This window comes from Azospirillum sp. Sh1, assembly GCF_008365135.1.
In the GTDB taxonomy this organism is placed as follows: Bacteria; Pseudomonadota; Alphaproteobacteria; order Azospirillales; family Azospirillaceae; genus Azospirillum; species Azospirillum oryzae.
The window spans coordinates 184,335-207,445 of record NZ_VTTK01000005.1 but is presented as its reverse complement, the minus strand read 5'-3'; the positions used below and the strand labels follow the sequence as shown (position 1 = coordinate 207,445).

16 protein-coding genes are annotated in these 23,111 nt (G+C 70.2%); 5 read left to right on the top strand and 11 right to left on the bottom strand.

What is annotated here, in order from left to right; genetic code table 11:
* The first annotated feature begins 13 nt into the window (after positions 1–13).
* Genes rfbB through FZ029_RS08070 form a run of 4 tightly spaced genes read left to right on the top strand, consistent with a single transcriptional unit; the run spans position 14 to position 3,829 of the window.
* Positions 14–1,081, top strand: coding sequence for a dTDP-glucose 4,6-dehydratase (gene rfbB, locus FZ029_RS08085; protein ID WP_149268787.1), 1,068 nt, complete (start codon positions 14–16; stop codon positions 1,079–1,081).
* Positions 1,078–1,968, top strand: a complete 891-nt coding sequence (gene rfbD / locus FZ029_RS08080; RefSeq protein WP_149268786.1) for a dTDP-4-dehydrorhamnose reductase — start codon at positions 1,078–1,080, stop codon at positions 1,966–1,968. The genes rfbB and rfbD overlap by 4 nt, the downstream gene beginning before the upstream one ends.
* A gap of 11 nt (positions 1,969–1,979) precedes the next feature.
* Positions 1,980–2,843, top strand: a complete 864-nt coding sequence (gene rfbA, locus FZ029_RS08075) for a glucose-1-phosphate thymidylyltransferase RfbA (protein WP_149268785.1) — start codon at positions 1,980–1,982, stop codon at positions 2,841–2,843.
* A 29-nt stretch (positions 2,844–2,872) separates the two neighbouring features.
* The gene (locus tag FZ029_RS08070; RefSeq protein WP_149268784.1) at positions 2,873–3,829 is read left to right on the top strand and encodes a UDP-glucuronic acid decarboxylase family protein; all 957 of its coding nucleotides are present in this window, start codon (positions 2,873–2,875) and stop codon (positions 3,827–3,829) included.
* A 6-nt stretch (positions 3,830–3,835) separates the two neighbouring features.
* Here FZ029_RS08070 and galE read toward each other — a convergent pair whose 3' ends face one another.
* The 7 genes from galE to FZ029_RS08035 all read right to left on the bottom strand — a co-directional run bounded on the left by galE (position 3,836) and on the right by FZ029_RS08035 (position 15,429).
* Positions 3,836–4,858, bottom strand: coding sequence for a UDP-glucose 4-epimerase GalE (galE, locus tag FZ029_RS08065; protein WP_149268783.1), 1,023 nt, complete (start codon positions 4,856–4,858; stop codon positions 3,836–3,838).
* Between the two features lie 199 nt (positions 4,859–5,057).
* On the bottom strand, positions 5,058–7,385 hold the full coding sequence (locus FZ029_RS08060; protein WP_149268782.1) for a hypothetical protein: 2,328 nt from the start codon (positions 7,383–7,385) through the stop codon (positions 5,058–5,060).
* An 87-nt stretch (positions 7,386–7,472) separates the two neighbouring features.
* Positions 7,473–9,368, bottom strand: a complete 1,896-nt coding sequence (locus FZ029_RS08055; RefSeq protein ID WP_149268781.1) for a hypothetical protein — start codon at positions 9,366–9,368, stop codon at positions 7,473–7,475.
* A gap of 251 nt (positions 9,369–9,619) precedes the next feature.
* Positions 9,620–11,152 (bottom strand): HlyD family type I secretion periplasmic adaptor subunit, encoded by a 1,533-nt coding sequence (locus FZ029_RS08050; RefSeq protein WP_149268780.1) that lies wholly within the window; start codon positions 11,150–11,152, stop codon positions 9,620–9,622.
* 4 nt (positions 11,153–11,156) lie between these two features.
* Entirely contained in the window at positions 11,157–13,391 is a 2,235-nt protein-coding gene (locus FZ029_RS08045; RefSeq protein ID WP_188051865.1) for a peptidase domain-containing ABC transporter, read from the bottom strand.
* A gap of 3 nt (positions 13,392–13,394) precedes the next feature.
* The gene (locus tag FZ029_RS08040) at positions 13,395–13,817 is read right to left on the bottom strand and encodes a hypothetical protein (protein ID WP_149268779.1); all 423 of its coding nucleotides are present in this window, start codon (positions 13,815–13,817) and stop codon (positions 13,395–13,397) included.
* 157 nt (positions 13,818–13,974) lie between these two features.
* Entirely contained in the window at positions 13,975–15,429 is a 1,455-nt protein-coding gene (locus FZ029_RS08035) for a mannose-1-phosphate guanylyltransferase/mannose-6-phosphate isomerase (protein WP_149268778.1), read from the bottom strand.
* A gap of 751 nt (positions 15,430–16,180) precedes the next feature.
* Here FZ029_RS08035 and FZ029_RS08030 point away from each other — a divergent pair.
* Positions 16,181–17,125, top strand: a complete 945-nt coding sequence (locus FZ029_RS08030; protein WP_012978551.1) for a replication protein RepA — start codon at positions 16,181–16,183, stop codon at positions 17,123–17,125.
* Positions 17,126–17,322: 197 nt separating this feature from the next.
* On the opposite strand, the gene FZ029_RS08025 is transcribed toward FZ029_RS08030, so the two are convergent.
* From FZ029_RS08025 to FZ029_RS08010, 4 genes are all read right to left on the bottom strand, one after another.
* Complete coding sequence (locus FZ029_RS08025) at positions 17,323–17,826, bottom strand: hypothetical protein (RefSeq protein WP_247892200.1); 504 nt, start codon at positions 17,824–17,826, stop codon at positions 17,323–17,325.
* Positions 17,823–19,697: an ABC transporter ATP-binding protein gene (locus FZ029_RS08020; protein WP_247892199.1), complete on the bottom strand. Its 1,875-nt coding sequence runs from the start codon at positions 19,695–19,697 to the stop codon at positions 17,823–17,825. The genes FZ029_RS08025 and FZ029_RS08020 overlap by 4 nt, the downstream gene beginning before the upstream one ends.
* Before the next feature lie 152 nt (positions 19,698–19,849).
* Positions 19,850–20,515, bottom strand: coding sequence for an aspartyl/asparaginyl beta-hydroxylase domain-containing protein (locus FZ029_RS08015; RefSeq protein WP_149268777.1), 666 nt, complete (start codon positions 20,513–20,515; stop codon positions 19,850–19,852).
* 70 nt (positions 20,516–20,585) lie between these two features.
* A complete protein-coding gene (locus FZ029_RS08010) occupies positions 20,586–23,069 on the bottom strand; it encodes a CHAT domain-containing protein (RefSeq protein ID WP_149268776.1) in 2,484 nt (827 codons plus the stop codon).
* Positions 23,070–23,111 lie beyond the last annotated feature (42 nt).

Sequence of the window (23,111 nt, the reverse complement as noted above, 5' to 3'; positions counted from 1 at the left end):
GTAAGGTGGTTTGATGACGCGCATTCTCGTCACCGGCGGCGCCGGTTTCATCGGCTCGGCGGTGGTCCGCCAGCTTCTCGCCGAAACCGACGCCTTCGTCGTCAATGTCGACAAGCTGACCTACGCGGCCAACCTGTCCTCCTTGCCGGGCGCCGAGGGCAATCCCCGCTACGCCTTCGAGAAGGTCGACATCTGCGACGCCGCCGAGCTGAGACGGGTGTTCGACACCCACCAGCCCGACGCGGTGATGCATCTGGCCGCCGAATCCCATGTCGACCGCTCGATCGACGGGCCGGGCGAGTTCATCCAGACCAACGTCGTCGGCACCTTCCGCCTGCTGGAAGCGGCGCGCGGCTACTGGTCGGCGCTGCCGGCGGAGCGCAAGGAGCGCTTCCGCTTCCATCACATCTCGACCGACGAGGTGTTCGGCACGCTGGGCGACGACGGCTTCTTCACCGAGACCACCGCCTACAGCCCCAACTCGCCCTATTCGGCCAGCAAGGCGTCGAGCGACCATCTGGTCCGCGCCTGGCACGAGACCTACGGGCTGCCGGTGGTGCTGACCAACTGCTCCAACAATTACGGCCCCTACCATTTCCCGGAGAAGCTGATCCCGCTGATGATCCTCAAGGGTCTGGCGGGCGAGAAGCTGCCGGTCTACGGCAAGGGCGACAACATCCGCGACTGGCTCTATGTCGAGGACCATGCCCGCGCCCTGCGGCTGGTGCTGGAGAAGGGCCGGATCGGCGAGAGCTACAACATCGGCGGCCACAACGAGCGCACCAACCTGGAGGTCGTCCGCGCCATCTGCGCGCATCTGGACGAGATGCACCCGGCCGGCGCCCCGCACGACCGCCTGATCAGCTTCGTCACCGACCGTCCCGGCCACGACAAGCGCTATGCCATCGACGCCGGCAAGATCGAGCGCGAGCTGGGCTGGACCCCGCAGGAGACCTTCGAGAGCGGCCTGCGCAAGACCGTCGCCTGGTATCTGGAGAACCGCGACTGGTGGCAGGCCATCCTGAACGGCTCCTACCGCGGCGAACGCCTTGGTCTGACCGAAGAAGGAGCAGCGTCGTGAAGGTCCTGGTTCTCGGCAGCAACGGCCAGCTCGGCTTCGAGCTGATGCGGGCCAACTGGGCGCCGGGCACCGATGTGGTGGGCCTGCCCTATCCCGAGTTCGACGTGACCCGGCCGGGCGACGTGGAGAAGGCGGTCGCCACCCACGCGCCGGACCTGCTGGTCAACGCCACCGCCCACACCGCCGTCGACAAGGCCGAGAGCGAGGTCGACCTGTCCTTCGCCATCAACCGCGACGGGCCGGGCGCCATGGCGGCGGCCTGCGCCGCGCGCGGCATCCCCTTCGTCCATGTGTCGACCGACTATGTGTTCGACGGGACGAAGGACGGCATCTATACCGAGGACGACCCGATCAACCCGCTGGGCGTCTATGGCGCCAGCAAGGCGGCGGGCGAGGAGGCGGTGCGGGCGGCGACGCCGCATCACGTCATCCTGCGCACCTCCTGGGTCTACAGCGCCTACGGCAACAACTTCGTCAAGACGATGCTGCGCTTCGGCAAGGAGCGCGAGGAGATGCGGGTGGTCGCCGACCAGCACGGCTCCCCCACCGCCGCCGCCGACCTCGCCGCCGCCATCGTGCAGATCGCCGGGACGATTGAGAAGACCGGCGCCGCCGCCTGGGGCACCTACCACCTGACCGGCAGCGGCTATACCACCTGGCATGATTTCGCCGACCATATCTTCCGGCGGCTGGAGGAGCGCACCGGCAAGCGGCCGCGCCTGACCGCCATCGGCACGGCCGACTATCCGACCCCGGCGCGCCGCCCGGCCAATTCGCGGCTGGACTGCAGCCGCGCCAGGGAGCGGCTCGGCGTCGCCTGCCCGCCGTGGCGGGAGAGCGTTGACCGCGTGATCGACGAGCTGTTCACCAACCCGCCGCAGGCGTGAGGACGAGGACCATGAAGGGCATCATCCTGGCCGGCGGGTCCGGCACCCGGCTCTACCCGGTGACCCGGGCGATCAGCAAGCAGCTGCTGCCGATCTACGACAAGCCGATGATCTATTTCCCGCTGAGCACCCTGATGCTGGCGGGCATCCGCGACATCCTGGTCATCACCACCCCGCACGACCAGCCGCTGTTCCAGACGGTGCTGGGCGACGGGTCGCAGTGGGGCCTGAACCTGACCTACGCGATCCAGCCCTCGCCCGACGGGCTGGCCCAGGCCTTCATCATCGGCCGCGAGTTCGTCGGCAACGATGCTTGCGCCCTGGTTCTCGGCGACAACATCTTCTACGGCCACGGCCTGACCAACATCCTGCGCGCCGCCGGCGAGAAGACCGAGGGCGCCAGCGTCTTCGCCTATGCCGTGCGCGACCCCGAACGCTACGGCGTGGTGGAGTTCGACGGCGAAGGCCGGGCGCTGAGCATCGAGGAGAAGCCGGTCGCGCCGCGCTCCAAATGGGCGGTGACGGGGCTCTATTTCTACGACAACGACGTGCTGGACATCGCCGCCGCGGTGAAGCCGTCGGCCAGAGGCGAGCTGGAGATCACGTCCGTCAACGCCGCCTATCTGGATCAGGGCCGGCTGTCGGTCGAGCAGATGGGCCGCGGTTACGGCTGGTTCGACACCGGTACCCACGACAGCCTGCTGGAGGCGGCGGAGTTCGTCCGCACCATCCAGCACCGCCAGGGCCTGCAGATCGCCTGCCCGGAGGAGATCGCCTACACCTCCGGCTGGATCGACGCCGAACAGGTGCGCCGCCTGGCCGAGCCGCTGAAGAAGAACGACTACGGGCGCTACCTGCTTGGGCTGCTCGGCTGACGCCGTTCCAACCGGGCAGAAAGGAAGCCATGCAGGCCCTGACCAACCGAAAGCGTGTCCTCGTCACCGGCGGCGCCGGCTTCCTGGGTTCCCATCTGTGCGACCGGCTGCTGGCGGCCGGGAACGACGTGCTGTGCGTCGACAACTTCTTCACCGGCAGCCGCGACAACGTCCTGCACCTGCTGAACAACCCGCATTTCGAGCTGATGCGCCACGACGTGACGTTTCCGCTCTATGTCGAGGTCGACGAGATCTACAACCTCGCCTGTCCGGCCTCGCCGATCCATTACCAGCACGATCCGGTGCAGACGACCAAGACCTCGGTCATCGGCGCCATCAACATGCTGGGGCTGGCCAAGCGGGTGCACGCGCGGATCATGCAGGCCTCGACCTCGGAGGTCTACGGCGACCCGGCGGTGCATCCGCAGCCCGAGGAATATTGGGGCAACGTGAACACCATCGGCCCGCGCGCCTGCTATGACGAGGGCAAGCGCTGCGCCGAGACGCTGTTCTTCGACTATCACCGCCAGCACAGGCTGGACATCAAGGTCATCCGCATCTTCAACACCTACGGCCCGCGCATGCACCCCAGCGACGGGCGCGTGGTGTCGAACTTCATCATCCAGGCGCTGAAGGGCGAGCCGATCACCATCTACGGCGACGGCCAGCAGACGCGCTCCTTCTGCTATGTCGACGACCTGATCGAAGGCTTCCTGCGCTTCATGGACACGCCGGCGGGCATCACCGGGCCGATCAACCTGGGCAATCCCGGCGAGTTCACCATGCTGGAACTGGCGGAGAAGGTGATCCGCCTGACCCGCTCGTCCTCGACGATCGAGCACAAGCCGCTGCCGCAGGACGACCCCAAGCAGCGCCGGCCCGACATTGCCAAGGCCCGCGCGCTGATGGACTGGGAACCGGCCGTGCCGCTGGACGAGGGGCTGGCCCGCACCATCGCCTATTTCCGCGGGCGGTTCTTCGGGTGAGGGGATCTATTCCCCCCTCTCCCCCCGGGGAGAGGGAATCATAAGCCGCTCCTCCCAGGCGAGCGCCGAGGCGACGATGGTTTCCAGGTCGGCGTGGCGCGGGGTCCAGTCGAGCGTCCGGCCGATCCGCTCCACGCCCGCCACCAGGGCCGGGGGATCGCCGGCGCGGCGCGGGCCGATGCGCATCGGCAGCGGCTTGCCGGTCACCCGCTCCACCATCGACAGCACCTCGCGCACCGAATAACCGCGGCCGTAGCCGCAGTTCAGCACCTCCGACGTGCCGTCCGCCTCCAGATGGCGGAGCGCCGCGACATGGGCGTCGGCGAGGTCGCTGACATGGATGTAGTCGCGCACGCAGGTGCCGTCCGCCGTGTCGTAGTCGTCGCCGAAGATCTGCAGCTCCGCCCGCTGGCCGGTGACGGTCTGTGCGGCGATCTTGATCAGGTGGGTGGCGACCTTCGAGACCTGTCCGGAACGGCCCTGCGGGTCGGCCCCGGCGACGTTGAAATAGCGGAGCGCGACGTAGCGCAGCGGATGGGCCGCGGCGCTGTCGCGCAGCATCCATTCCGTCATCAGCTTGGAGGAGCCGTAGGGGTTGATCGGGCTGGTCGGCGTCTGCTCGTCGATCGGCAGCCGGTCGGGCATGCCGTAGACGGCGGCGGTGGAGGAGAAGATGAAGCGGCCGATCCCGGCCTCGACGCAGGCCTCGATCAGGGCGTGGCTCTTCACCGTGTTGTTGCGGTAGTAGGCGAGCGGCCGCTCCACCGATTCCGGCACGACGATGCTGCCGGCGAAATGCATCACGGTGCCGATGCCGTGGCGGGCGAAGGTCCCGGCCAGCAGCGCCTTGTCGCCGACGTCGCCCTCGACCAGGGGCACGCCGTCGGGGATCGCCTGGCGCCGGCCGGTGGACAGATCGTCCAGCACCACGACGGCGCGTCCCTGGTCGCGCAGCGCCAGCACCACATGGGAGCCGATATAGCCGGCGCCGCCGGTCACCAGCACGGTCGCGTTGTCGCTCCTGGTCATGGTCCGCTCTTCGTCGTTGGGCGTCATCCGCCTGAAAGTAGCGCGTCCACGGCCTCCGGCATGGGTTTTTCCGGCTTAAGGCAAGGGCTTCCGGAGAGGGAGGGGGAGGCGCGCGTTACCCCGTTGTGAGCGATGCGGGGTCACCACAACATTCTTCCGCGGCCATCTCCCGGGTCATCTCCCGGGGCCATCTGCCGCATCACCGCGCCAGCCCCAGCCGGCGGCAGTCCGGCTCCCCTCCGTCATTCGCCGGACGGGGGGCGTCCAGGGCGATGGTGCCGGCATCGGTGTCGCGGGCCAGCACGCACAGCACCGGCGGCTGGTCCGATGCCGCCGCCGGCCGCAGCAGGAGGGTGAAGCCGGCCTGTCCGCGGTCGGCGGCGGGGAAAGCGGCCTGCAGGTCGGGCCGGCGCTCCAGCCCCTGGGACACCACGGTCAGCGGCACGTCGCTCACCACCGTGACGCCCTGCGTGGCACGGACGCCGGTCCAGGGCGCCCAGCCGCGCAGGCGCAGCAGCCCGTTCTCCAGCCGGACCTCGTCCAGGCTGCCGCCGGTCGGGAACGGCCCGCCGACGGGGGCCGCATCGGCCGGAAGGACGCTCGCCTCCCGCGCCGGAGTGCCGGAATTCGCGGCCCTGGGATCCAGGGCCGACCAGGGCACCCGGACCTGATCGGGATAGGGGGAGACCGGCTCCGTCACCGTGTCCGGGATGATGTGGGCGTAGCGGTTGAAGACCTGGGTAAAGCGGTCCTCCGCCATGTCGGGGAAGAGCGGGCGGAAGAAGTCCGCATGGGGGGCGATCAGCGTGTGGGCGATGGAGTTGTAGCCCCAGCCGGCCAGCACCGCCCCGGTGAAGATCGGCAGCGTCTCCACCAGCCAGCCCTTGGGGTGCGCCGCCTGCATGGCCGACAGCCGGGCGGTCAGCGCGGTCTGCGGCCGGTCGAAGATCGGCTTGGCCGACTGGATCGGGTTGAACTGCCCGAAGGTCAGCAGGTTGGCCGCCACCGCCATTCCTGCCACCAGCGTGCCCGTGCCCATGTCCGTGCGCGGCGCCGGCAGTCCCAGGAGCGGGATCAGACGCCACAGCGCCAGCCCGCCGGCCAGCACCAGCAGGATCGTCACGTCGAACAGGCTGGACCAGGGCGCCACGCCGCCGGCGCGCTTGGACAGCATCCAGGCCGCCAGAACGGCGGCGGTGAACAGCGCGACGCGCAGGGGCGTGATCCGCCAGCGGACCGAACCGGCCAGCAGCGCGGTGGCGACCAGCGCCAGCAGGCCGACCGCCACGATCATGCGCGGCGGGAAGACGCGGTCCCAAAGCAGGATTTTCCCCACCGCCGCCGGGATGGGCAGCAGCATCCAGGCCGACACCAGCGCCAGCCCGCCGCCCAGCACCGCCAGGGCCGTCAGCAGCCGGCCGCGATCGACGGCTCCCCCGGCGAGTCCCTGCCGCCAGTCGGCGAAGACCAGCAGCAGCAGCGGCCAATAGCTGCCGATCGCCCCGGTCTCCACGATGTTGTGGACGATCAGGCTGTCGAAGCCGCGGGTGGTGATGAAGGGCAGGACGGTCGACAGCCAGATGCGCCAGTCGCCGCTGCCGCCGTCGCTGTGCCGCTGGCCGGGATAGACGGTCGCGGTCATCGCCTGCAGCGGTTCGGCCAGATAGGCGTAGACGGTGCCGGCGGCCAGGGCGGCGGCCAGCCCCGCCGTCGCCAGCAGCGGCCACCGCAGCAGGTCGCGGCGCAGCGCCAGCACCAGCACGGCGCCGACGAAGCCCAGCGACAGGATCACCGGCGGGTAGAAATGCGACAGCAGCCACACCGCCGCCAGCCAGTAGAGCAGCAGCCCCTTCACCGGCAGCCGCAGCGGCGCCGCCAGCGTCACCAGCAGCCAGGGGAACAGGGCGAGCAGCGGCCCGGTGGTGGTCCAGGCATATTGGGTGTAGCCGGCGAAGAAGGCGAGCAGCGAGAAGCAGACCGAGATGCCCGGCGCCATCCCCAGCATCCGCCCCATCCGCTGATAGCCGATCAGGAACAGGGCGATGAAGGCGGCATGGTAGATGGCGAAGGCATGGGCCGGATCGACCAGGAAGAAGGCCCAGTATTGCGGCTTGAAGGGCAGCGCCCAGTCCCGCAGGGGCAGGGCGTTGAAGTTGCGCAGATCCTCGTGATAGGGCGAATGGGCGTTGTGGCGGGCGAAATCATTGTCGACCGCGATCTGGAGATAGGGCGTCCACACCGCCCATTCGTCGCTGCGGATGTCGCGCGGCTTGCCGAGCACGAGGCCGCTGTCCTCCGTCACCCCCATCTGGCGCAGCGCCACCCCGTAGGAGGAGGGCGTCCAGGCCAGTGCCGCGTAGAGCACCGACAGGGCCAGCACGACGGCGGCGAACAGCCCCCCGGCGGAAACGGACAGTCCCCGCAGGGACAACCCGCCCACCCCGCCGGCTGACGAAGCGGCCGGGGCGTAGCGGGACGGCGACGGAGTGGAGGTCTGGACGGAGATGGAGGACCGGCTGGGGGTCATGGCGATCGGGGCCCCTTCTTGAGAAGCCCCAAACTTTCCCGAACCCCGGAGAAAAAGAACGCGCCCGGAGGTACAGCCTCCTAAGGGCTATGGCCTTCCGGCCCCGGCCGCTTCGGCCGGCGCTTCTGCGACGGCTTCTGCGGATTCGGCCGGGGTGTCCTCCTGCACCAGTTCGCCGATCGGCGGCCGGGCCGCCAGCGGAATGGGGGTGGAGGCCGGGCGGTGGACCAGCATCCTCAGGGCGCCCAGCACGGCCATCGCGCCGAACAGGAGCAGCATCGGATAGGCCGGCGACAGGTAGAGCGAGTTCATGCTGGGGATCGCCGTGGCCTCCAGAACGGCCAGCAGACCCACCCGCGACAGCACCAGCAGGGCGGCGACCCCGCCGGCCAGCAGCAGCGGGTCGATGCGGCGGCGGCGGACGGCGGCGACCAGGGCCGCCGCGTAGCCGATCAGGCCGGCGCCCAGCAGAACCGGCAGGGCGGCGCGATAGGCCGCGGCGACGCCATCCAGCAGCTTCGCGACCATGGCGGCGCGGCGCTGGAAGGGCAGGGTTCCGCCGTCCTGGCTGCGGCGCTGGAAATCGGTGGAGGCAAGCAGCCAGGGCGCATGGGTGAACAGGGGCGAACGGACCATGTCCAGGAAGACCGCGCGGCCGGGACTCTGCCCGCAATCGTCGACGGTGCAGGACATGGCCGGGCGCGGCACGCCGGAGCTTTCCATCGTCGCCAGGAAGCCGACCATCCGCGCCGCTGCGCTCAGGGTCGGCCAGACGTAATCGGTCCGGAAGGGCGGGACCATGGTCGCCCGCGGCGGCAGGCAGTCCAGCCGGCCGTCGTCGCAGGCGGCGCCGATCTCCCCGGCCATGCGGCGGTAGAAGTCCTTCGCCTCGGTGGCGGTGCGGTAATGGCCGGCCTGCGCGGTGGCGTCGCGCAGCGCCCACATGAACCAGCCGGCGCGGATCTCGCCGTCGCAAGGCGTGACGCCGTAGGTGGCGCAGCCGACCTGCTCCAGCCCGTCCGGAGCGGCGCCGTCGAAATAGGGGCGCAACTCCGCCGCGGCCGGGCTGACGGGATAGACGCGCTCCAGCACCTCGCGCGGGATCACGACATAGGGGACCCAGGGCGTGCGGTGCCGCACCCGCGACAGCGACCCGTAGGCGGCCATGAACTCCTGCTGCTTGAACTCCACGACGTCGGAGACGCCGTAATGGCGCTGGTTCATCCAGCCGAAGCCGCCGATCACCAGCAGGGCGGCGCCGGCCGCCAGACCGGCCAGTCCGGTTTCCGCCACCAGCGCGGCGACCGTCCGGGCCATCCCCTTCCCGGGCCCCTTCCCGGCCCCCATTCCAGCGAGGCGCAGGCGCCCGTCCGGCCCCTCCGCCAGCAGGCGCGTCAGCAAAAGCAGCCCGAAGCCGGCGGCGAAGGCCGGCAGCACCCACAACCCCTCCTCGCGCGTGCACCAGAACAGGCCGAGCACCCCGCCCATCGCGCCGGCCAGAAGGGCGCGGCGCGGCAGCCCGCGGCTCTGCCAGCGGAACCACCAGACACCGAGCCCGAACAGCAGGATGGTCAGCGGGACATAGATCCCCTCGCGCATCACCCGCATCTGGCCGACGCCGTAGGTCATCGGGTTGAAGAGCAGAAGCAGGAACAGGCCGAAGGCCACCGCTTCCCCCGTCCGCCCCGCCGGCAGCCAGCCCCGCACGCCGCGGACCAGCACCAGACAGGCCAGGGCGTAGGCCAGTCCCTGCGACACCAGGATCGGCAGGCCGGCCAGCCAGCCGACGGCGATCCACACCGGGTAGAAGGGCCCCTTCGCCAGGGTGAGGTTGTCGTAGTCGCCGAGCCAGCGTCCGGCCAGCAGGTTCACCGCCTGCCGGACGAACAGGGCGTCGTCATAGGCCGCCTCCGGGATCGCCACCAGCGGCAGGTTGGCCATCAGCCAAGTGAAGAGCAGGATGGTCAGGCCATAGGCGAACATCCAGGATCGACCCAGGCGGAGCCGTGGGTCGCTTCGATCGGGTGCAAAGGGCATGGCGGGATTCACGGTGGCTGGTGGCGATAGCTGGCGATGGGCCGCAGGGCACGGACGGACCGGACCGGCAAGCCGCGTTTCCGGTCCATGACCCGGCGGATAACCCGGCGGATCGGTTGTGAGCCTGGACGCGGCTATACCTACCACCATCGGAATGGTCGCTGCCATCCCGAACCCCCATCCCATGACGGGGATCCTCAGGGCTCGCGGATGCTCTCGTCCAGCGCGCGGATGACGGGATAGAGGAAGTAGGACAGCACCGAGCGGGTGCCGACCCGGATCTCGGCCGAGGCGACCATGCCGGGGCTGAGCAGGGTGCCGGCGGGCACCGCCTCCAGGTGGGTGTCGGTCAGGCGGATGCGGGTGCGGAAGACGGCGCCGGCGGCCGGGCGGGGGGCGTCGGCGTTGATGGAGTTTGCCCCGCTTCCTTGCGAGCCGCCCTGGGTCGGGTCGTGGGTGAAGGCGTCGGCGCTGATGGTGCGGATCTCGCCGGACAGGGTGCCGTGGCGCTGGAAGGGGAAGGCGTCCAGCTTCACCCGCACGAAGTCGCCGACACGGATCAGACCGATGTCGCGCGACGGGATCTCGGCCTCCACCTCCAGCGGCACGTCGGCGGGGACCAGGGTGACCAGCGGCTCGGCCTCGCGGACGACGGAGCCGACGGAGCGCTTGGCCACCTCCAGCACCACCGCGTCGACCGGGGCGGTCAGGGTGACCAGCGAGCGGCGGCGCTCGGCCTTGGCGATCTGCTCCACCAGGGTGGCCCGCTGGCGGGTCTGCTCCACCAGCTCCTCCGCCGTCTTGCGGCGCCATTCGTCGACAAAGGCGGCGCGGTCGGCCTGGATGCCGCGCAGCTCGTGCGCGCTCTCCCGCTCGCGGTCCTGCAGGGCGGTCAGGTCGTCGCGCATGCGCAGCCGCTCGATCCGCGCCTCGAGCCAGGTCAGGCGCGAGCCGGTCTGGCGCTCCTGCAACTGGCGGCGGATGTCCTCCACCTCGCCGACCACGGCGAGCCGCTCGGCAAGGCCGGCCTGGGCGCGGCGGCTGGCGGCGATGGCGCTGTCCAGCTGCCCGGCCTTCTCGTCCAGCGAGGCGAGGCGGGAACGGTATTCGGCGCGGCGGCGCTCCAGGATGGCCGCTTGGACCGCAGCGTCAGGATTGCCGGCGGCGGGGGTGAAGTCGCTGCCGTCCAGTTCGGCGCGCAGCCGGCCGATCTGCGCCTCGACGCCGGCGAGCTTGCCGGTCAGGTCGGCCAGATCCGCCGCGGCGAAGGTGGGGTCGAGCGTCGCCAGACGGTCGCCGGCCCGCACACGGTCGCCGACCTGGACGTCGACGCCGCGCACCACCGCGGTCTCCAGCGGCTGGGCCACCACCAGCGGCGCCGTGGTCACCAGCCGGCCGCCGGCGGTGACGATGCGGTCGACCTGGGCGAAGCCGGCCCACAGGACCAGCGCCGCCAAGAGCCCGGCCAGCACATAGAGGGTGGAGCGCGCGAGCCAAGGCAGCGGCGCATGTTCGATCGCCGCCCCGTCCGGCAGATAGTCCAGCGCGAAGCCCGGCGGCGGTGCCGACGGCGCCGGCAGGGCGGGGCGACGGCGGCCAGAGGGAGAGGGAGAGGAAGAAGGAGGGGTGGGGGCGGCCTTGGCCGGGACGACCTCCCGGCCGGTCTCGACCGCTTCGGTCTCCACCGCTTCGGCGCCCTGATCCGCCCCGGATATGCGTGTATCGGGCATGGCTTCAGCGCCCCCGGTTCTGCTGCTGCCACAGATGCCGGTATTCGGCGCAGCGGTCGAGCAGGATGGGATGGGGGGCGAGGTCGAGCAGGCGGCCCTGCTCCAGCACGGCGATGGTGTCGCAGCCGGTCAGGGTGGACAGCCGGTGGGTGACGATCAGCACGGTGCGGCCCTGGGCGATGCGCCGCAGGTTGGCCATGACGATGGCCTCGCTGTCGGGGTCGAGCGCGCTGGTCGCCTCGTCCAGGATCAGCAGGCGCGGCTGGGGCAGCAGGGCGCGGGCGATGGCGATGCGCTGCTTCTGGCCGCCGGACAGGTTGCTCGCCCCCTCCTCCACCAGCGTGTCGTAGCCGTCGGGCAGGCGGTGGATGAACTCGTCGGCGCCGGCCAGCCGGGCGGCCTCGACGATCTCCTCGCGGCTGGCCTCGGGCATGGTCATGGCGATGTTGTCGCGGATGGTGCCGCGGAACAGGAAATTCTCCTGCAGCACCACGCCGATGGAGCGGCGCAGATGGGCCAGATCCAGCTCGCGGATGTCCAGCCCGTCATAGCGGATGCTGCCCTCCTGCACCGGGTAGAAGCCCTGGAGCAGCCGCATCAGCGTGCTCTTGCCCGAGCCGCTGCGCCCGACCAGCCCGACGACCGAGCCGGCCGGCACGGTCAGGGTGACGCCGTCGAGCGCCGCCGGCCGGTTGCGGTCGTAGCGGAAGCCGAGCCCCTCGATCTCGATGCGGCCGATCAGGGCGGGGCAGGCGCCGCTGCCCTCGCGCCGGGGCTCGGCCGGATGGTTCATCACCTCGCCCAGCATGCGGACGGAAAGCGCGGTCTCCTGGTACTGGTGGATCAGCGAGACGATCTGGACCAGCGGCGTCACCACCCGGCCCGACAGCATCTGGAAGGCGATCAGCGCGCCGACCGACAGCTGGCGGTCGAAGACGTCGAAGGCGCCGACGGCGACCACCGCCACCATCATCGCCTTCTCCAGGAACTCCGTCACCGTGCGGGCGGCGATGGAGATGCGGCCGACCCGGTAATGGCTGGTCACCGCGCGGGCGGCCTTGCGGTCCCAGCTGCGGCGCTGCTGCGGTTCCAGCGCCGAGGACTTGACGGTGCGCATGCCGTGGATGGTCTCCACCAGCATGGCCTGCCGCTCGGCGTCGGCGTTGTAGAGGTCGCGCAGGCGGCTGCGGTAGACCGGCACCAGCGCGACCACCACCCCGGCGATCAGGGCCGCGAACAACAGGGCCACCAGCGTCAGCTTGACCGAATAGAAGAACAGCACCGGCAGGAAGACCAGCAGCACCAGGCTGTCCAGCACGGTGGACAGCAGGTTTCCGGTCAGGAACTCGCGGATGCGCTCCACCTGCTGCATGTGGCGCACGGTGACGCCGGCCGAATGCCCGTCGAAGAAGGTGATGGGCAGGTCGAGCAGATGGCCGAAGGTGCGGTTCAACAGGCGGATGTCGATGCGGTTGGCCGCCGACAGCAGGATGAACTGGCGCAGGAAGCGGAAGGCCGCCTCGAACAGCAGGGCGGCCAGCACGCCGATGGTCAGCACCTGCAGGGTGGCGACGGTCTCGTTCACCAGCACCTTGTCGATCACGATCTGGAAATAGACCGGGACGGCAAGGGCGAGCGCGTGCAGCACCAGCGCCGCCACCACCACGTCGCGGAAGGCGGATTTCTGGCGCAGGATCTCCGGCACGAACCAGCGCAGGCCGAAGGGCTGGCGCGGGTCGGCGAGGCCGTGGCGCGGCTTGAGGAAGACCAGCTCGCCGTCCCAGCGCTCCAGGAAGCGGTTGCGCGGCACGTCGATCACGTCCAGCCGGTCGGCCAGCGGGTCTACGACGCCGACCATCGGTTCCTCCGCCGGGTCCGCAGGACGCGACAGCCCGACCAGGATGACGGTGTTGCCGTTGGACAGCCGCGCCAGCAGCGGGAAGACGGGGGGCAGGGCCTGCAGGGCCTTCCAGTCCAGCCGGCGGGCGGTCGCCTTGAAGCCGGTGGCGGCGGCGATGCGCAGCAGGTCGGCGGTGGACGGCTCGCCATTTGGTCCGCTTGGGCCTGGGGCGACGCGGGCGCGCAGGGCGGACGGCGAGGCCGACAGGCCGTGATGGCGCGCCACCAGCGTCAGGCAGCGCAGCGCGGTGCTTTCATCGCGATCAGGGGCGCCACGGTCGGGGGCGGCGTCCGGACCCGGCGGAGGGGGCGGCGCGACGGTCGTGCTGGCGTCCGGCATCGGTCAGCCGAAATTCGGCGAGCGGGGCCGTCCGGACGGAGCCGGCGTCGCGGGGCCAGCGGACGGACCGGTGGGGGAGGCCGGCTGGATCGTCGCCTGCACCGGGCTCTGGAAGACCGGAGCGGCAGGGACCGCAGGAGCGGAGACGGGCGCACCCGGCACGGAGCCGGAATTGGGCGGCAGCACGCCGGCCGCCTCCAGCCGCTGACGCATGCCCTCGAGCGCGGACAGGCTGGCGAGGAAGCCGGGCAGGCTCATCACCACCCGCTGGCGGATGGCGGGCAGCGGCTGGCCGTTGGCGTCCTTGCGCAGCGCCGACAGGCTGAACAGGTCGATGCGGACCATGCCGTTGCCGAAGCCGATGTCGAAGACCCCGTCGGCATAGAGTTCGGGGATGCGGTCGTCCGGCGGCGGCTCGATGGTCATGATGGTCCCGGCAGCAGAAGGCGGGGCGCCGCTGCGGCACCCTCGCATCCTCTTTCTACCGGAAGGTGGCGATCCGGACCAAGCCACCATTGCCGACGCCCGCAAAGAGACACAAGCGGCGCCTCCGCTTCATGTCTCCCCGCGGCCGGTCGTCGGATCAGTTGCGGCCGTAGACGTCCTCGAGCCGGACGATGTCGTCCTCGCCCAGATAAGAGCCGGACTGCACCTCGATGATGGTCAGCGGCACCTTGCCGGGGTTCTCCAGCCGGTGAACCGTGCCGATCGGGATGTAGATCGACTGGTTCTCGTAGACCATCACCTGCTCCTCGCCGCGGGTGACCAGCGCGGTGCCGTTGACCACCACCCAGTGCTCGGCCCGGTGATGGTGCTTCTGCAAGGAGAGGCGCGAGCCGGGGGCGATGGTCAGGCTCTTCACCTGGAAGCGGTCGCCGGTGTGCAGCGACTGGTAGGAGCCCCAGGGGCGGTGGACCCGGCGGTGGCTGACGGACTCGCTGCGCCCCTCGGCCTTCAGCCGGTCGACGATGCGCTTGACGTCCTGGGCTTGGCTCCGGTCGGCGACCAGCACGGCGTCGTCCACCACCACCACCACGGCGTTCTCCACCCCGACCACGGCGGTCAGGTGGTTCTCGCTGCGGACGTAGCAGTCGCGGGCCCCCTCCAGCAGCACGTCGCCGACGATGACGTTGCCCTCGCCGTCCTTGTTGCCGACATCCCACAGCGCCGACCAGGCGCCGACATCGGTCCAGCCGATCTCGCAGGGGACGACGGCGGCGCGGTCGGTGCGCTCCATCACCGCATAGTCGATGGAGATGCTGGGCGCCTTGGCGAAGGCGGCGGCGTCCAGGCGGAAGAAGTCGAGGTCCCTGGAGCCCTGGTCCAGCGCCTCGCGGCAGGCGGCCAGCACCGCCGGGGCGTGGCGCTCCAGCTCGGCCAGCAGGCGGGCGGCCGGGAACAGGAACATGCCGCTGTTCCAGGCATAGGTGCCCTCGGCGAGATAGCGCTCCGCCACCTCCAGCGACGGCTTCTCGACGAAGGCGGCGACGTTGTAGGCGCCGTCGGCCTCGTCCATCGAATGGCCGCGGCGGATATAGCCGTAGCCGGTCTCCGGCCGGGTCGGGGTGATGCCGAAGGTGACCAGCCGGCCGGCCTGGGCGGCGCGGGCGGCGATGACGATGGCGCGGCGGAAGGTCTCGGCGTCGCGGATCTCGTGGTCGGCCGGCAGGATCAGCAGCAGCGCGTCCGGATCCTCGGCCGTCACCGCGAGGGCGGCGAGGGCGCAGGCGGCGGCGGTGTTGCGGCCGGCCGGCTCCAGGATGATGCTGCGCGGCGTGCAGCGCGACTGGCGCAGCTGCTCGGCGGCGAGGAAGCGGTGTTCCTGGTTGCAGATCACCAGGGGGGCCGAGAAGACGACATCGGCGCCGCCGCCTGCTTGGCTGCTGACCCGCAGGGCGGTGTCCTGGAGCATCGTCCGGTCGGAGCAGAGCGGCAGGAACTGCTTGGGATACAGCTCGCGCGACAAGGGCCACAAACGGGACCCCGTACCGCCGGACAGCAGCACCGGGACGATCTTCTGCGCGGAATTGCCGTTCATCCTGCCGCCATTCATTGTGTTGAACATGTGGCCGGGCGCCGGAAAACCAAAGGCAGGACCAATGGCCGGCGCCACGGCGGTTCGTTATAGACCGCGCTTTCCATGCTCCACAAGCACCCCTCCGAGACCCACCCGACCGGGGCGCCTCTTCGGGATGGGGGTGGGATCGGGGCGGTAAGGAGCGAGACAAGACTCCAAACATCCCCCCGCCGGCCCCCCCCGTTCGGCGGCGATAAGGCCAGGGTCGAGGTTGGAGTCTTGTCGCGCCCCCCTGCCGGCCGATCCCCGGAGCACCCCCCGGATCCGGGGCCGGCGGCTCCCACAGGGACGAATGGGGACGGCGATGCGGCAAAGGCTGGACGATTGGGGGCGCGACAGAACTCCAAACCCCGGGTGCGGATCGGATCGGCGCGGGGCATGAATCACGGGCGGACGGCGGCCGATTCGGCTCCGCGACTCGGAAATAAGCGAATCGGAAGCGATTCGGGGCCGAATCGAAATGTCCCGCCTGGAGTCTTGTCGCGTCCGACGGAAAATCCACAGGCAATCGGGACTATCCGCTGGAGTCTTGTCGCGGGAATTCTGGAGTCTTGTCGCGCGACTCGCGATTCTCTACTGGAGTCTTGTCGCGCAAACTATTAACTGAATCAAATAACCGTACAAATAGTTTGAGCGACAAGACTCCAAATTGCTGGCACTAACCGGCCGTGATATAGGGTTCCTCGCAAAGTCGTGCCAAGGTCAGCTCGCTATGGGACAGATACATACCCTGATCACCCAGCTAGGACGTGACCAGGCGAAGGCGCTCCAGACCGATCCGGATCAGCGTTCGCTAGTCGACGTCGCCGCTGCCGTCCTCGAAGAGGAGCGGCAGGAGCTTGGCATCACCTATTCGGGCTTCGCGCTGACGGCTCTTCCGCATCGTCGTCTTCCCGACGACCAGCCGTGGGAGCGTCGCGGACATAAGATCCGCTTGCTGATCGAGCCGGGACGACTGCCGATCCGCAATGGTGGCTTTAAGCTTTACGGTGTTCCGTACGGCAGCCGCGCGCGGATGATCCTGCTGTATCTGCAGACCCGGGCGATCCAGACCGACAGCCGCGAGGTCGAGCTGGGCCGCAGCATGCACGAATGGCTTGACCGCATGGGCCTGTCGGTTGGCGGCCAGACCTATCGCGACATCCGCGAACAGGCCTCGCGCATCGCCGCCTGCAACCTGACCTTCGCCTGGGAGGACGCCCACAGCATCGGCTTCGAAAAGGGGTCGATCGTCAAGGGCGGCATCCATTTCTCGGCCAATGCCGGGGCGGAGCCGGGGCAGGGGTCGCTGTGGGAGGACCGCGTCCTGCTGTCCGAAGCCTTCTTCCGCGAGCTGAAGGCCCACCCGGTGCCGATCTGGGAGCCGGCGCTGCGCCACATCCAGAACAACAGCACCAGCATCGACATCTATATCTGGCTGGCCTACCGGCTGCACAGCCTGAACCGTTCCACCCCGATCACCTGGCCGGCGGTGTTCGAGCAGTTCGGCGCCGGATACAGCCGCCTGCGCGATTTCCGGAAGCGGTTCATCGAGGCTCTGCAGCTTGCGCTTGCGGTTTATCCCGATGCGCGGGTCGATGTCGAGGAACAGGGGCTGATGCTGCACCCCTCGCCGCCGCCGATCCCTGAGCGCAAGTTCGCGCAGCTTTGCCGGTAGGGGCTGCGCGATTGCCCCCTCCCCATCCCTCCCCCACCTTCGGTGGGAGAGGGGATAGGATGCTTGTTAACGTGAACTGACCCCCGAAGCGGCGGCAGTTCCCTCTCCCTCGAAGAGGGGGAGGGTTAGGGAGGGGGCAAGAGCACCTTCCCAATCCCGCCCCTCCCCCCTGCGACAAGACTCCAAACTCCGCCCCCTCAGGGATTGGCGCGCAGGGCCTTCGCCAGCGGGGTCAGCAGACGGCGGAGCGCCTGCTCCAAAAGACTTTCGTCCAGCTTGCCGGGCAGCGCCAGAGCCTGGGGCGGCATCATGAAAAACGGCGCGCTACCGGCGGATCCGGTGCGCTGGAGGGTCGCGGCGAGCGAGAAAATCCGCTTTCCGTCATCCGGTCGCAGCGTGGCGTGGACCAGCAGCAGCAGGGTGTCCGGGTCGACAATGCGGGCGTCGTTGGGGACGAGCACCGCGACCGCCGGGCCGGAGGCCAGCAGTCCCGACAGCACCGCCGCGGCGCGGCCACAGAGCGCGTCATCCCCGAGATCGGCGGCCGGGCCGCCCTCGGCGTCCACGGCACAGAGCAGGCCGACGCGCTCGACCCGCTGGAAAAAGGGCAAGGGGGACATGGCTGGCGACATGGCGGCGGCCTCCGGGATGTGAAACAACAGGCTGGCGGCGAGCAGCAGTGCCGGTCGGATCCGCATCATCGCACCTTTTCCATGTCGGTGGCCCCGGTCCCAACGGGGGAGCCGGCATCGTCCGGCAGGAAGCCGCCGACCTGCCGGCGCCACAGCCGGGCATAGGGGCCGTCGCGGCGCAGCAGGGTGGCATGGTCGCCGTCCTCCAGGATACGGCCGGCTTCCATATAGAGGATGCGGTCCATGCCGGTGACGGTCGACAGCCGGTGGGCGATGGCGATCACCGTGCGGCCCTCGAACAGGCCGAGCAGGGCGTCCTGGATCAGATGCTCCGTCTCGGAGTCGAGCGACGAGGTCGCCTCGTCCAGCACCAGGATCGGCGCGTCCTTCAGGAAGGCGCGGGCGATGGCGACCCGCTGACGCTCGCCGCCCGACAGCTGGATGCCACGCTCCCCCACCACGGTGTCGTAGCCGCCGGCGCGGCCCTCGATGAAGCGGTCGCAATGGGCGCGGGCCGCAGCCGCGCGGATGGCGTCGTCCCCGGCTCCCTTTCCGTCCGCCCCCTCGCTGCCATAGGCGATGTTGTCGCAGATGGAGCGGTGGAACAGGCTGGGCAGCTGCGGCACCTCGGCCACCGCGCGGTTGAGCGAGGCGAGGCTGACCGCGGCGATGTCCTGGCCGTCGATCAGGATGCGGCCGCCCTGCACGGGGAACTGGCGGCGCAGCAGCCGGACCAGCGTGCTCTTGCCCGCCCCCGACGGGCCGACCAGCGCCACCCGCTCCCCCGGCCGGATGGTCAGCGACAGGCCGTCGAACACCGCCCCGCCTCCCGGATGGGCGAAGCGGACATCCTCGAAGCGGATGGCGCCTGCGGTGACGGCCAGATCGGGGCGGCCGGGCGGATCCGGGATCTCGTGCGGACGGACGATCAGCTCCAGGGCGCCGGACAGGATGCCCAGCTGTTCGAAGAAGCCCAGCATGCGCGTCGACAGGCCCCAGACATTGGCGCCGACGATGCTGGCCAGCGAGAAGACCATGGCGAAGTCGCCGACGCTCATGCGGCCGGCCGTCGCCTCCGACACGGCGAGGCCGATCAGGGTGATCTGGAAGACCAGCAGGGCGTTGAACAGCCAGAACCACATCCTGGTCAGGAACCAGCGCAGCTCCTTGGAGCGGTCGATCTCGCCGGTCAGCGCGTCGGACAGGCCGGCCAGCTCCTGGCGGCGGCGGGCGAAGGCGCGCACCAGCTCGGCATTGGCGATGACGTCGACCATGCGGCCGGTGGTCGACGACACCTCTTCGGAGAAGGCGTGCGACAGCCGCAGGCAGCGCCGGGCCAGCAGTGCCGACAGGGTCAGGTGCGCGGCGGTCCAGCCGACCAGCAGCCCGGCGAACAGGGTCTGGGCCGAGGCCAGCAGGGTCAGGCCGATGGCGAGGATGACGACGATGCGGATGATGTCGTTGGTCAGGATTTCCAGGATCTGGATGGCGCTCTGCCCGGCCTGCTTGACCTTCTGGCCCAGGTTGCCGGCGAAATTGTCCTGGAAGTAGCGCGGCGAATGGTCGATCAGGTGGTCGAACAGCCGGACCTGGATGGCATGGCGCAACGCCGGCGAGGTGTGGAGGTCCACCAGCTCGCGCAGGCGGTTGAACAGGGCGGACGCGATCCACAGCCCGCCCAGCAGCAGGAACCAGCGCATCACCTCCGCCGTCCAGCCGGGAGAGCCGGCGGGCTGGCTTCCCGAGAGTCCGGCAAGCGCGTCGACCAGCCCGCGCATCGCCACCGGCTCCATCCCCATCAGCCCGATCCCGCCGGCGGCGGCGAGGTTCAGCAGGATGGCGCGGCCGAGGAAGCCGTCGCGCACGAACATCCACAGGAAGCGCCAGGGGGAGGACGGCAGGGCAGACGGGGTGAGGGCAGACGGGGTGATGGTAGGCAAGGGGCGTCGGCGCTCCGTCGCGCGATGGGCCGGGCACCGCCGGCGGACGGAAACCTTATAGGCGCAAGGCGACAGCGGCGGAACGGATCCTTCGTGGGACTTGAGAAGGCCGCGGCTCGCAGGGGGGATGAGCCGCCGTCGGGCGTTCCGCGTCAGACAGGCCCCAGATCCCGGTTCGCCAGGAGACTGGTCACCGCCTGCTCCCTCAATGCGTGGCGGAGCGCCGGCCGGTCGTACAGCTCCGCCGGGGCGAGGGACCGGGCGCGGTCGTCGCTGACCACGTCCACCAGCAGGACGATGCGCTGCGCCTCCGGCGCATTCTCCACCTGATGGGGAAAGGTGAAGTCGCCGGCCCACGGCGTGCCGGCCGGATAGGCGGCGGGGCTGTCGCCGATCCAGGTCACCGCGGCGGACGGGACGAGGACCGGAACGATCAGCCGCGCTTCGGGCCAGTGCAGGGCGGCATTGTCGTAATGCCAGCGGAGCAGGCCGCCCGGCTCCTGCCGGTGGACGTAGCAGGACAGGATGCGGCAGCCCAACCCCTCCAGCAGGCCGCGGGCGCTCGGCATCAGGTCGAGTGCCGGGGTCGGCCGGCCGATGGCGCGCATGCCGTCGGAGCCGAGCCCCTCGTCGATCAGGGTGATCGACGACCAGCTGCCGTCGCCGGCCCTGAACTGGCGCCCCTCGTCCCCCGTCGCCGCGTCGAGGGCCGCGAACTCGCGCTGAAGCGTTGCCGCATCGGCGCGGACGGTCAGGGGGGCATGCAGCATCAGGCCGCTGCCGACGGTGACCTGCTGCCAGGGATGGAGGAGCTGCATGGCGGACGGGCCGTTCGGTTGTGGGTCTGACCGGTTGTTAAACTTTTTTGCGGAGACATGCCACCGGCCGTCAGAGGCGGGCATCGCCCCCCATCAGGGCGAAAGGTGCCCAGTAGAAGGGATGGGGGAAGCGCTGCCGGACCGCCGTCTGGCCGGCCTGCAAAGCCTCCTGCGCCGAGGCGCCGGATTTCAGGCGGCTGTAGAAGGTCTGCATCAGCAGCGCGGTCGATTCGTCGGCAACGTTCCAATAGGTGGCGACGACCCCACCCACCCCGGAGAACATGAAGCCGCGGACCAGCCCGATCAGGTCGTCGCCCGGCGATACGTCGCTGAGACCGGTCTGGCAGGCGCTGAGCACCGCCAGCGACGAGTCCAGCCGCATGCCGTAGAGGTCGCCGACCGTCAGATCGCCGGCGTTGTCGCCGGATGGGCTGAACAGCAGGCGCGACGCCAATGGATCGGCCGGCTGGAACAGGCCGTGTGCGGCGATGTGGACGAAGGCCTTGCCCTGCGCCGCGCTGCGGAACTGGTCAAGCGTGGCCTGACCGCGCAGGAACAGGTCCGATTTGGGATAGATATGCGCGATCGCCTGCGCCTCGGCCTCGGCTCCCGGCAGGTTGAGGCCGGCCTCGCGCCGGGCGGGGTTGCCGAAGATCGCGCCGCGGCGGTCGGCCGCGCCTGCCGTCATGCCCGGCCGGGACCGCGTTGCGACCAGCGCGCTGAGGCTGGGCGCCATCCGGATCGCGCGTTGGGCGACCAGCGGGCCGCCCGCGCCGTCAATGGCGGCGAACGGGACGTAATGGAGCGGACCGTGCGGGACGATCAGCAGCTTCTGTCCGGACGCGCCGGCCAGCACCGGCGTCAGCACCGCGTCGCCGAGCGCGCGCGCGGCGGCGGAATAGCCGGTGCTGGCCGGATCCGACAGCTGCTTGAGGAATTGCAGCACCAGCGTACGGACCGGCGGCGTCCCCAGATCGACCGTGCGCGCCGTTCCGGAAGACAGGACGAAAGCGTACCAGTGCTCTCCGACATTGTAATAGACGACGCCGGCCTCTCCCGGCTGGAGGACCGCCGTCAACTCGGCGAAGCGGAAGGGAACGGCGCTGACCAGAGGGGCCAGGCTGGGCGACCGGCTGCGGATGCGGCCGTTGGCGGCGCGGATCGCTGACAGGGCGGCATCCGTACCGCCGCCCGCAGCCCCGCCGTCGCCACGCAAGGCGATCGTCGAGAAAGAGGCCTGCGCCTCGTCGAGTTGGGCGAGCAGCTGGCGCGCCTCCCCGACCGGCAGGTCGTCCGGCGCGAAGTCGCGCCGGCTGGACAGCATGTCGACCAGGACGCGGCTCTTGGCGCGCTCCACCACCTCCAGCGCCTGTTCCTGCCGCCCCTGGCGGAGCAGCCCGTCGACCAGATCGCCATAGAGCTGCTGCTTGTCGAGAGCGAAGGCGATGCGGCCGTCTTCGCTGAGGATGGTCGCGCGCGACTGTTCCACCACCTCGGCGGCGGAGCGGAACAGCGACAGGGCGCCGTCCCGGTCGCCGGCCTGCTGGCGCAGACGGCCCAGCCGGTACATCGCCGCCCAGTGGACGTCGCGGTAGGCCGGCAGATCGGGGAAGGCCAGCAGCCGGTTCAGCCGGTCGACCGCCATGGCGGTCCGGCCGGTTTCGGCCATGCATTGCGCCGCCAGCATCTCCACATAGACATTGGCGGCCGGCGCGAAGGAGAAGTCGCCGAACCAGCCATAGCTGAAATCGTCGAAGACATCGAGGCGGAACGGGGCCTTGTTGGCGCTTGCGCCACCAGATGGGCTGGCGCTTGCGCCACCAGATGGGTTGGCGCTTGCGCCAGCGGAAAGGGCGGTCAGACCGTAATCGGCGAGCAGCCGCCGTTCCGGGTCCTCCAGCAGCCGCAGGGACTGCCCGCAGTCGCCGGCCGCGGCGTAGAGCGAGGCCGCGTAGAAGACGGGGCGGGGCTTGAACTGCCTGCCCAGCAACGCCGCGGCGTCGCGGGTCTCCGCGGTCTTGCCGAGCCGGGCTTGGGCGAGCGCGCGCACGTAACGGGCTCCCTCGCTCTGGTTGCCCTCCAGTTCGGCGACGGCGTCGCCATAGCGCTGCTGGGCCAGGGCGAACAGGGCGCGCCTGCCGCGCACCTTGCCGATCAGGGCGGCATCGCCGTTCCGTGCGGCGCGCACGGCCAAAGTCTCGTTGCAGAGCTGTGCCCTGCCGAAATCCTGCAGCTTCAGCCGCACGTCGCAAAGCAGCGACAGCTGTCCGTCGCTGAGCCGGTCGGCCGGCACATGGTCATAGCGCTCGCGCAGCGCCGTCAGGCGGCCGTCGCGCAGGTCCGCCAGATCGGTGTCCGACAGGTTGGCGGACGCCTTCAGCTCTGACTGGCTGGCGATGTAGTTCACCGCCATGACGCCACCGCCGCAGCCCGACAGCGCCGTCCCCAGCAGAAGGCCGAGCAGAGGACCCAGCAGCGCGAGCCGGCGGAAAGGCGGCGTCGCCCGCCCGGCGGGACCGGTGTGCTTGGAGGCGAAGAGGGTGAAAGGCGGCATGGCGGTGCTCCTGAAGCCGTTCCGGATGGGGCCAGGTCGAGG

Excerpts from the sequence above, each read along its gene's own strand:
- rfbB (WP_149268787.1), top strand. The coding sequence starts at position 14 with ATGACGCGCATTCTCGTCACCGGCGGCGCCGGTTTCATCGGCTCGGCG.
- rfbA (WP_149268785.1), top strand. The coding sequence starts at position 1,980 with ATGAAGGGCATCATCCTGGCCGGCGGGTCCGGCACCCGGCTCTACCCG.
- FZ029_RS08070 (WP_149268784.1), top strand. The coding sequence starts at position 2,873 with ATGCAGGCCCTGACCAACCGAAAGCGTGTCCTCGTCACCGGCGGCGCC.
- galE (WP_149268783.1), bottom strand. The coding sequence starts at position 4,858 with ATGACCAGGAGCGACAACGCGACCGTGCTGGTGACCGGCGGCGCCGGC.
- FZ029_RS08060 (WP_149268782.1), bottom strand. The coding sequence starts at position 7,385 with ATGACCCCCAGCCGGTCCTCCATCTCCGTCCAGACCTCCACTCCGTCG.
- FZ029_RS08055 (WP_149268781.1), bottom strand. The coding sequence starts at position 9,368 with ATGTTCGCCTATGGCCTGACCATCCTGCTCTTCACTTGGCTGATGGCC.
- FZ029_RS08050 (WP_149268780.1), bottom strand. The coding sequence starts at position 11,152 with ATGCCCGATACACGCATATCCGGGGCGGATCAGGGCGCCGAAGCGGTG.
- FZ029_RS08045 (WP_188051865.1), bottom strand. The coding sequence starts at position 13,391 with ATGCCGGACGCCAGCACGACCGTCGCGCCGCCCCCTCCGCCGGGTCCG.
- FZ029_RS08040 (WP_149268779.1), bottom strand. The coding sequence starts at position 13,817 with ATGACCATCGAGCCGCCGCCGGACGACCGCATCCCCGAACTCTATGCC.
- FZ029_RS08035 (WP_149268778.1), bottom strand. The coding sequence starts at position 15,429 with ATGAACGGCAATTCCGCGCAGAAGATCGTCCCGGTGCTGCTGTCCGGC.
- FZ029_RS08030 (WP_012978551.1), top strand. The coding sequence starts at position 16,181 with ATGGGACAGATACATACCCTGATCACCCAGCTAGGACGTGACCAGGCG.
- FZ029_RS08025 (WP_247892200.1), bottom strand. The coding sequence starts at position 17,826 with ATGATGCGGATCCGACCGGCACTGCTGCTCGCCGCCAGCCTGTTGTTT.
- FZ029_RS08015 (WP_149268777.1), bottom strand. The coding sequence starts at position 20,515 with ATGCAGCTCCTCCATCCCTGGCAGCAGGTCACCGTCGGCAGCGGCCTG.
- FZ029_RS08010 (WP_149268776.1), bottom strand. The coding sequence starts at position 23,069 with ATGCCGCCTTTCACCCTCTTCGCCTCCAAGCACACCGGTCCCGCCGGG.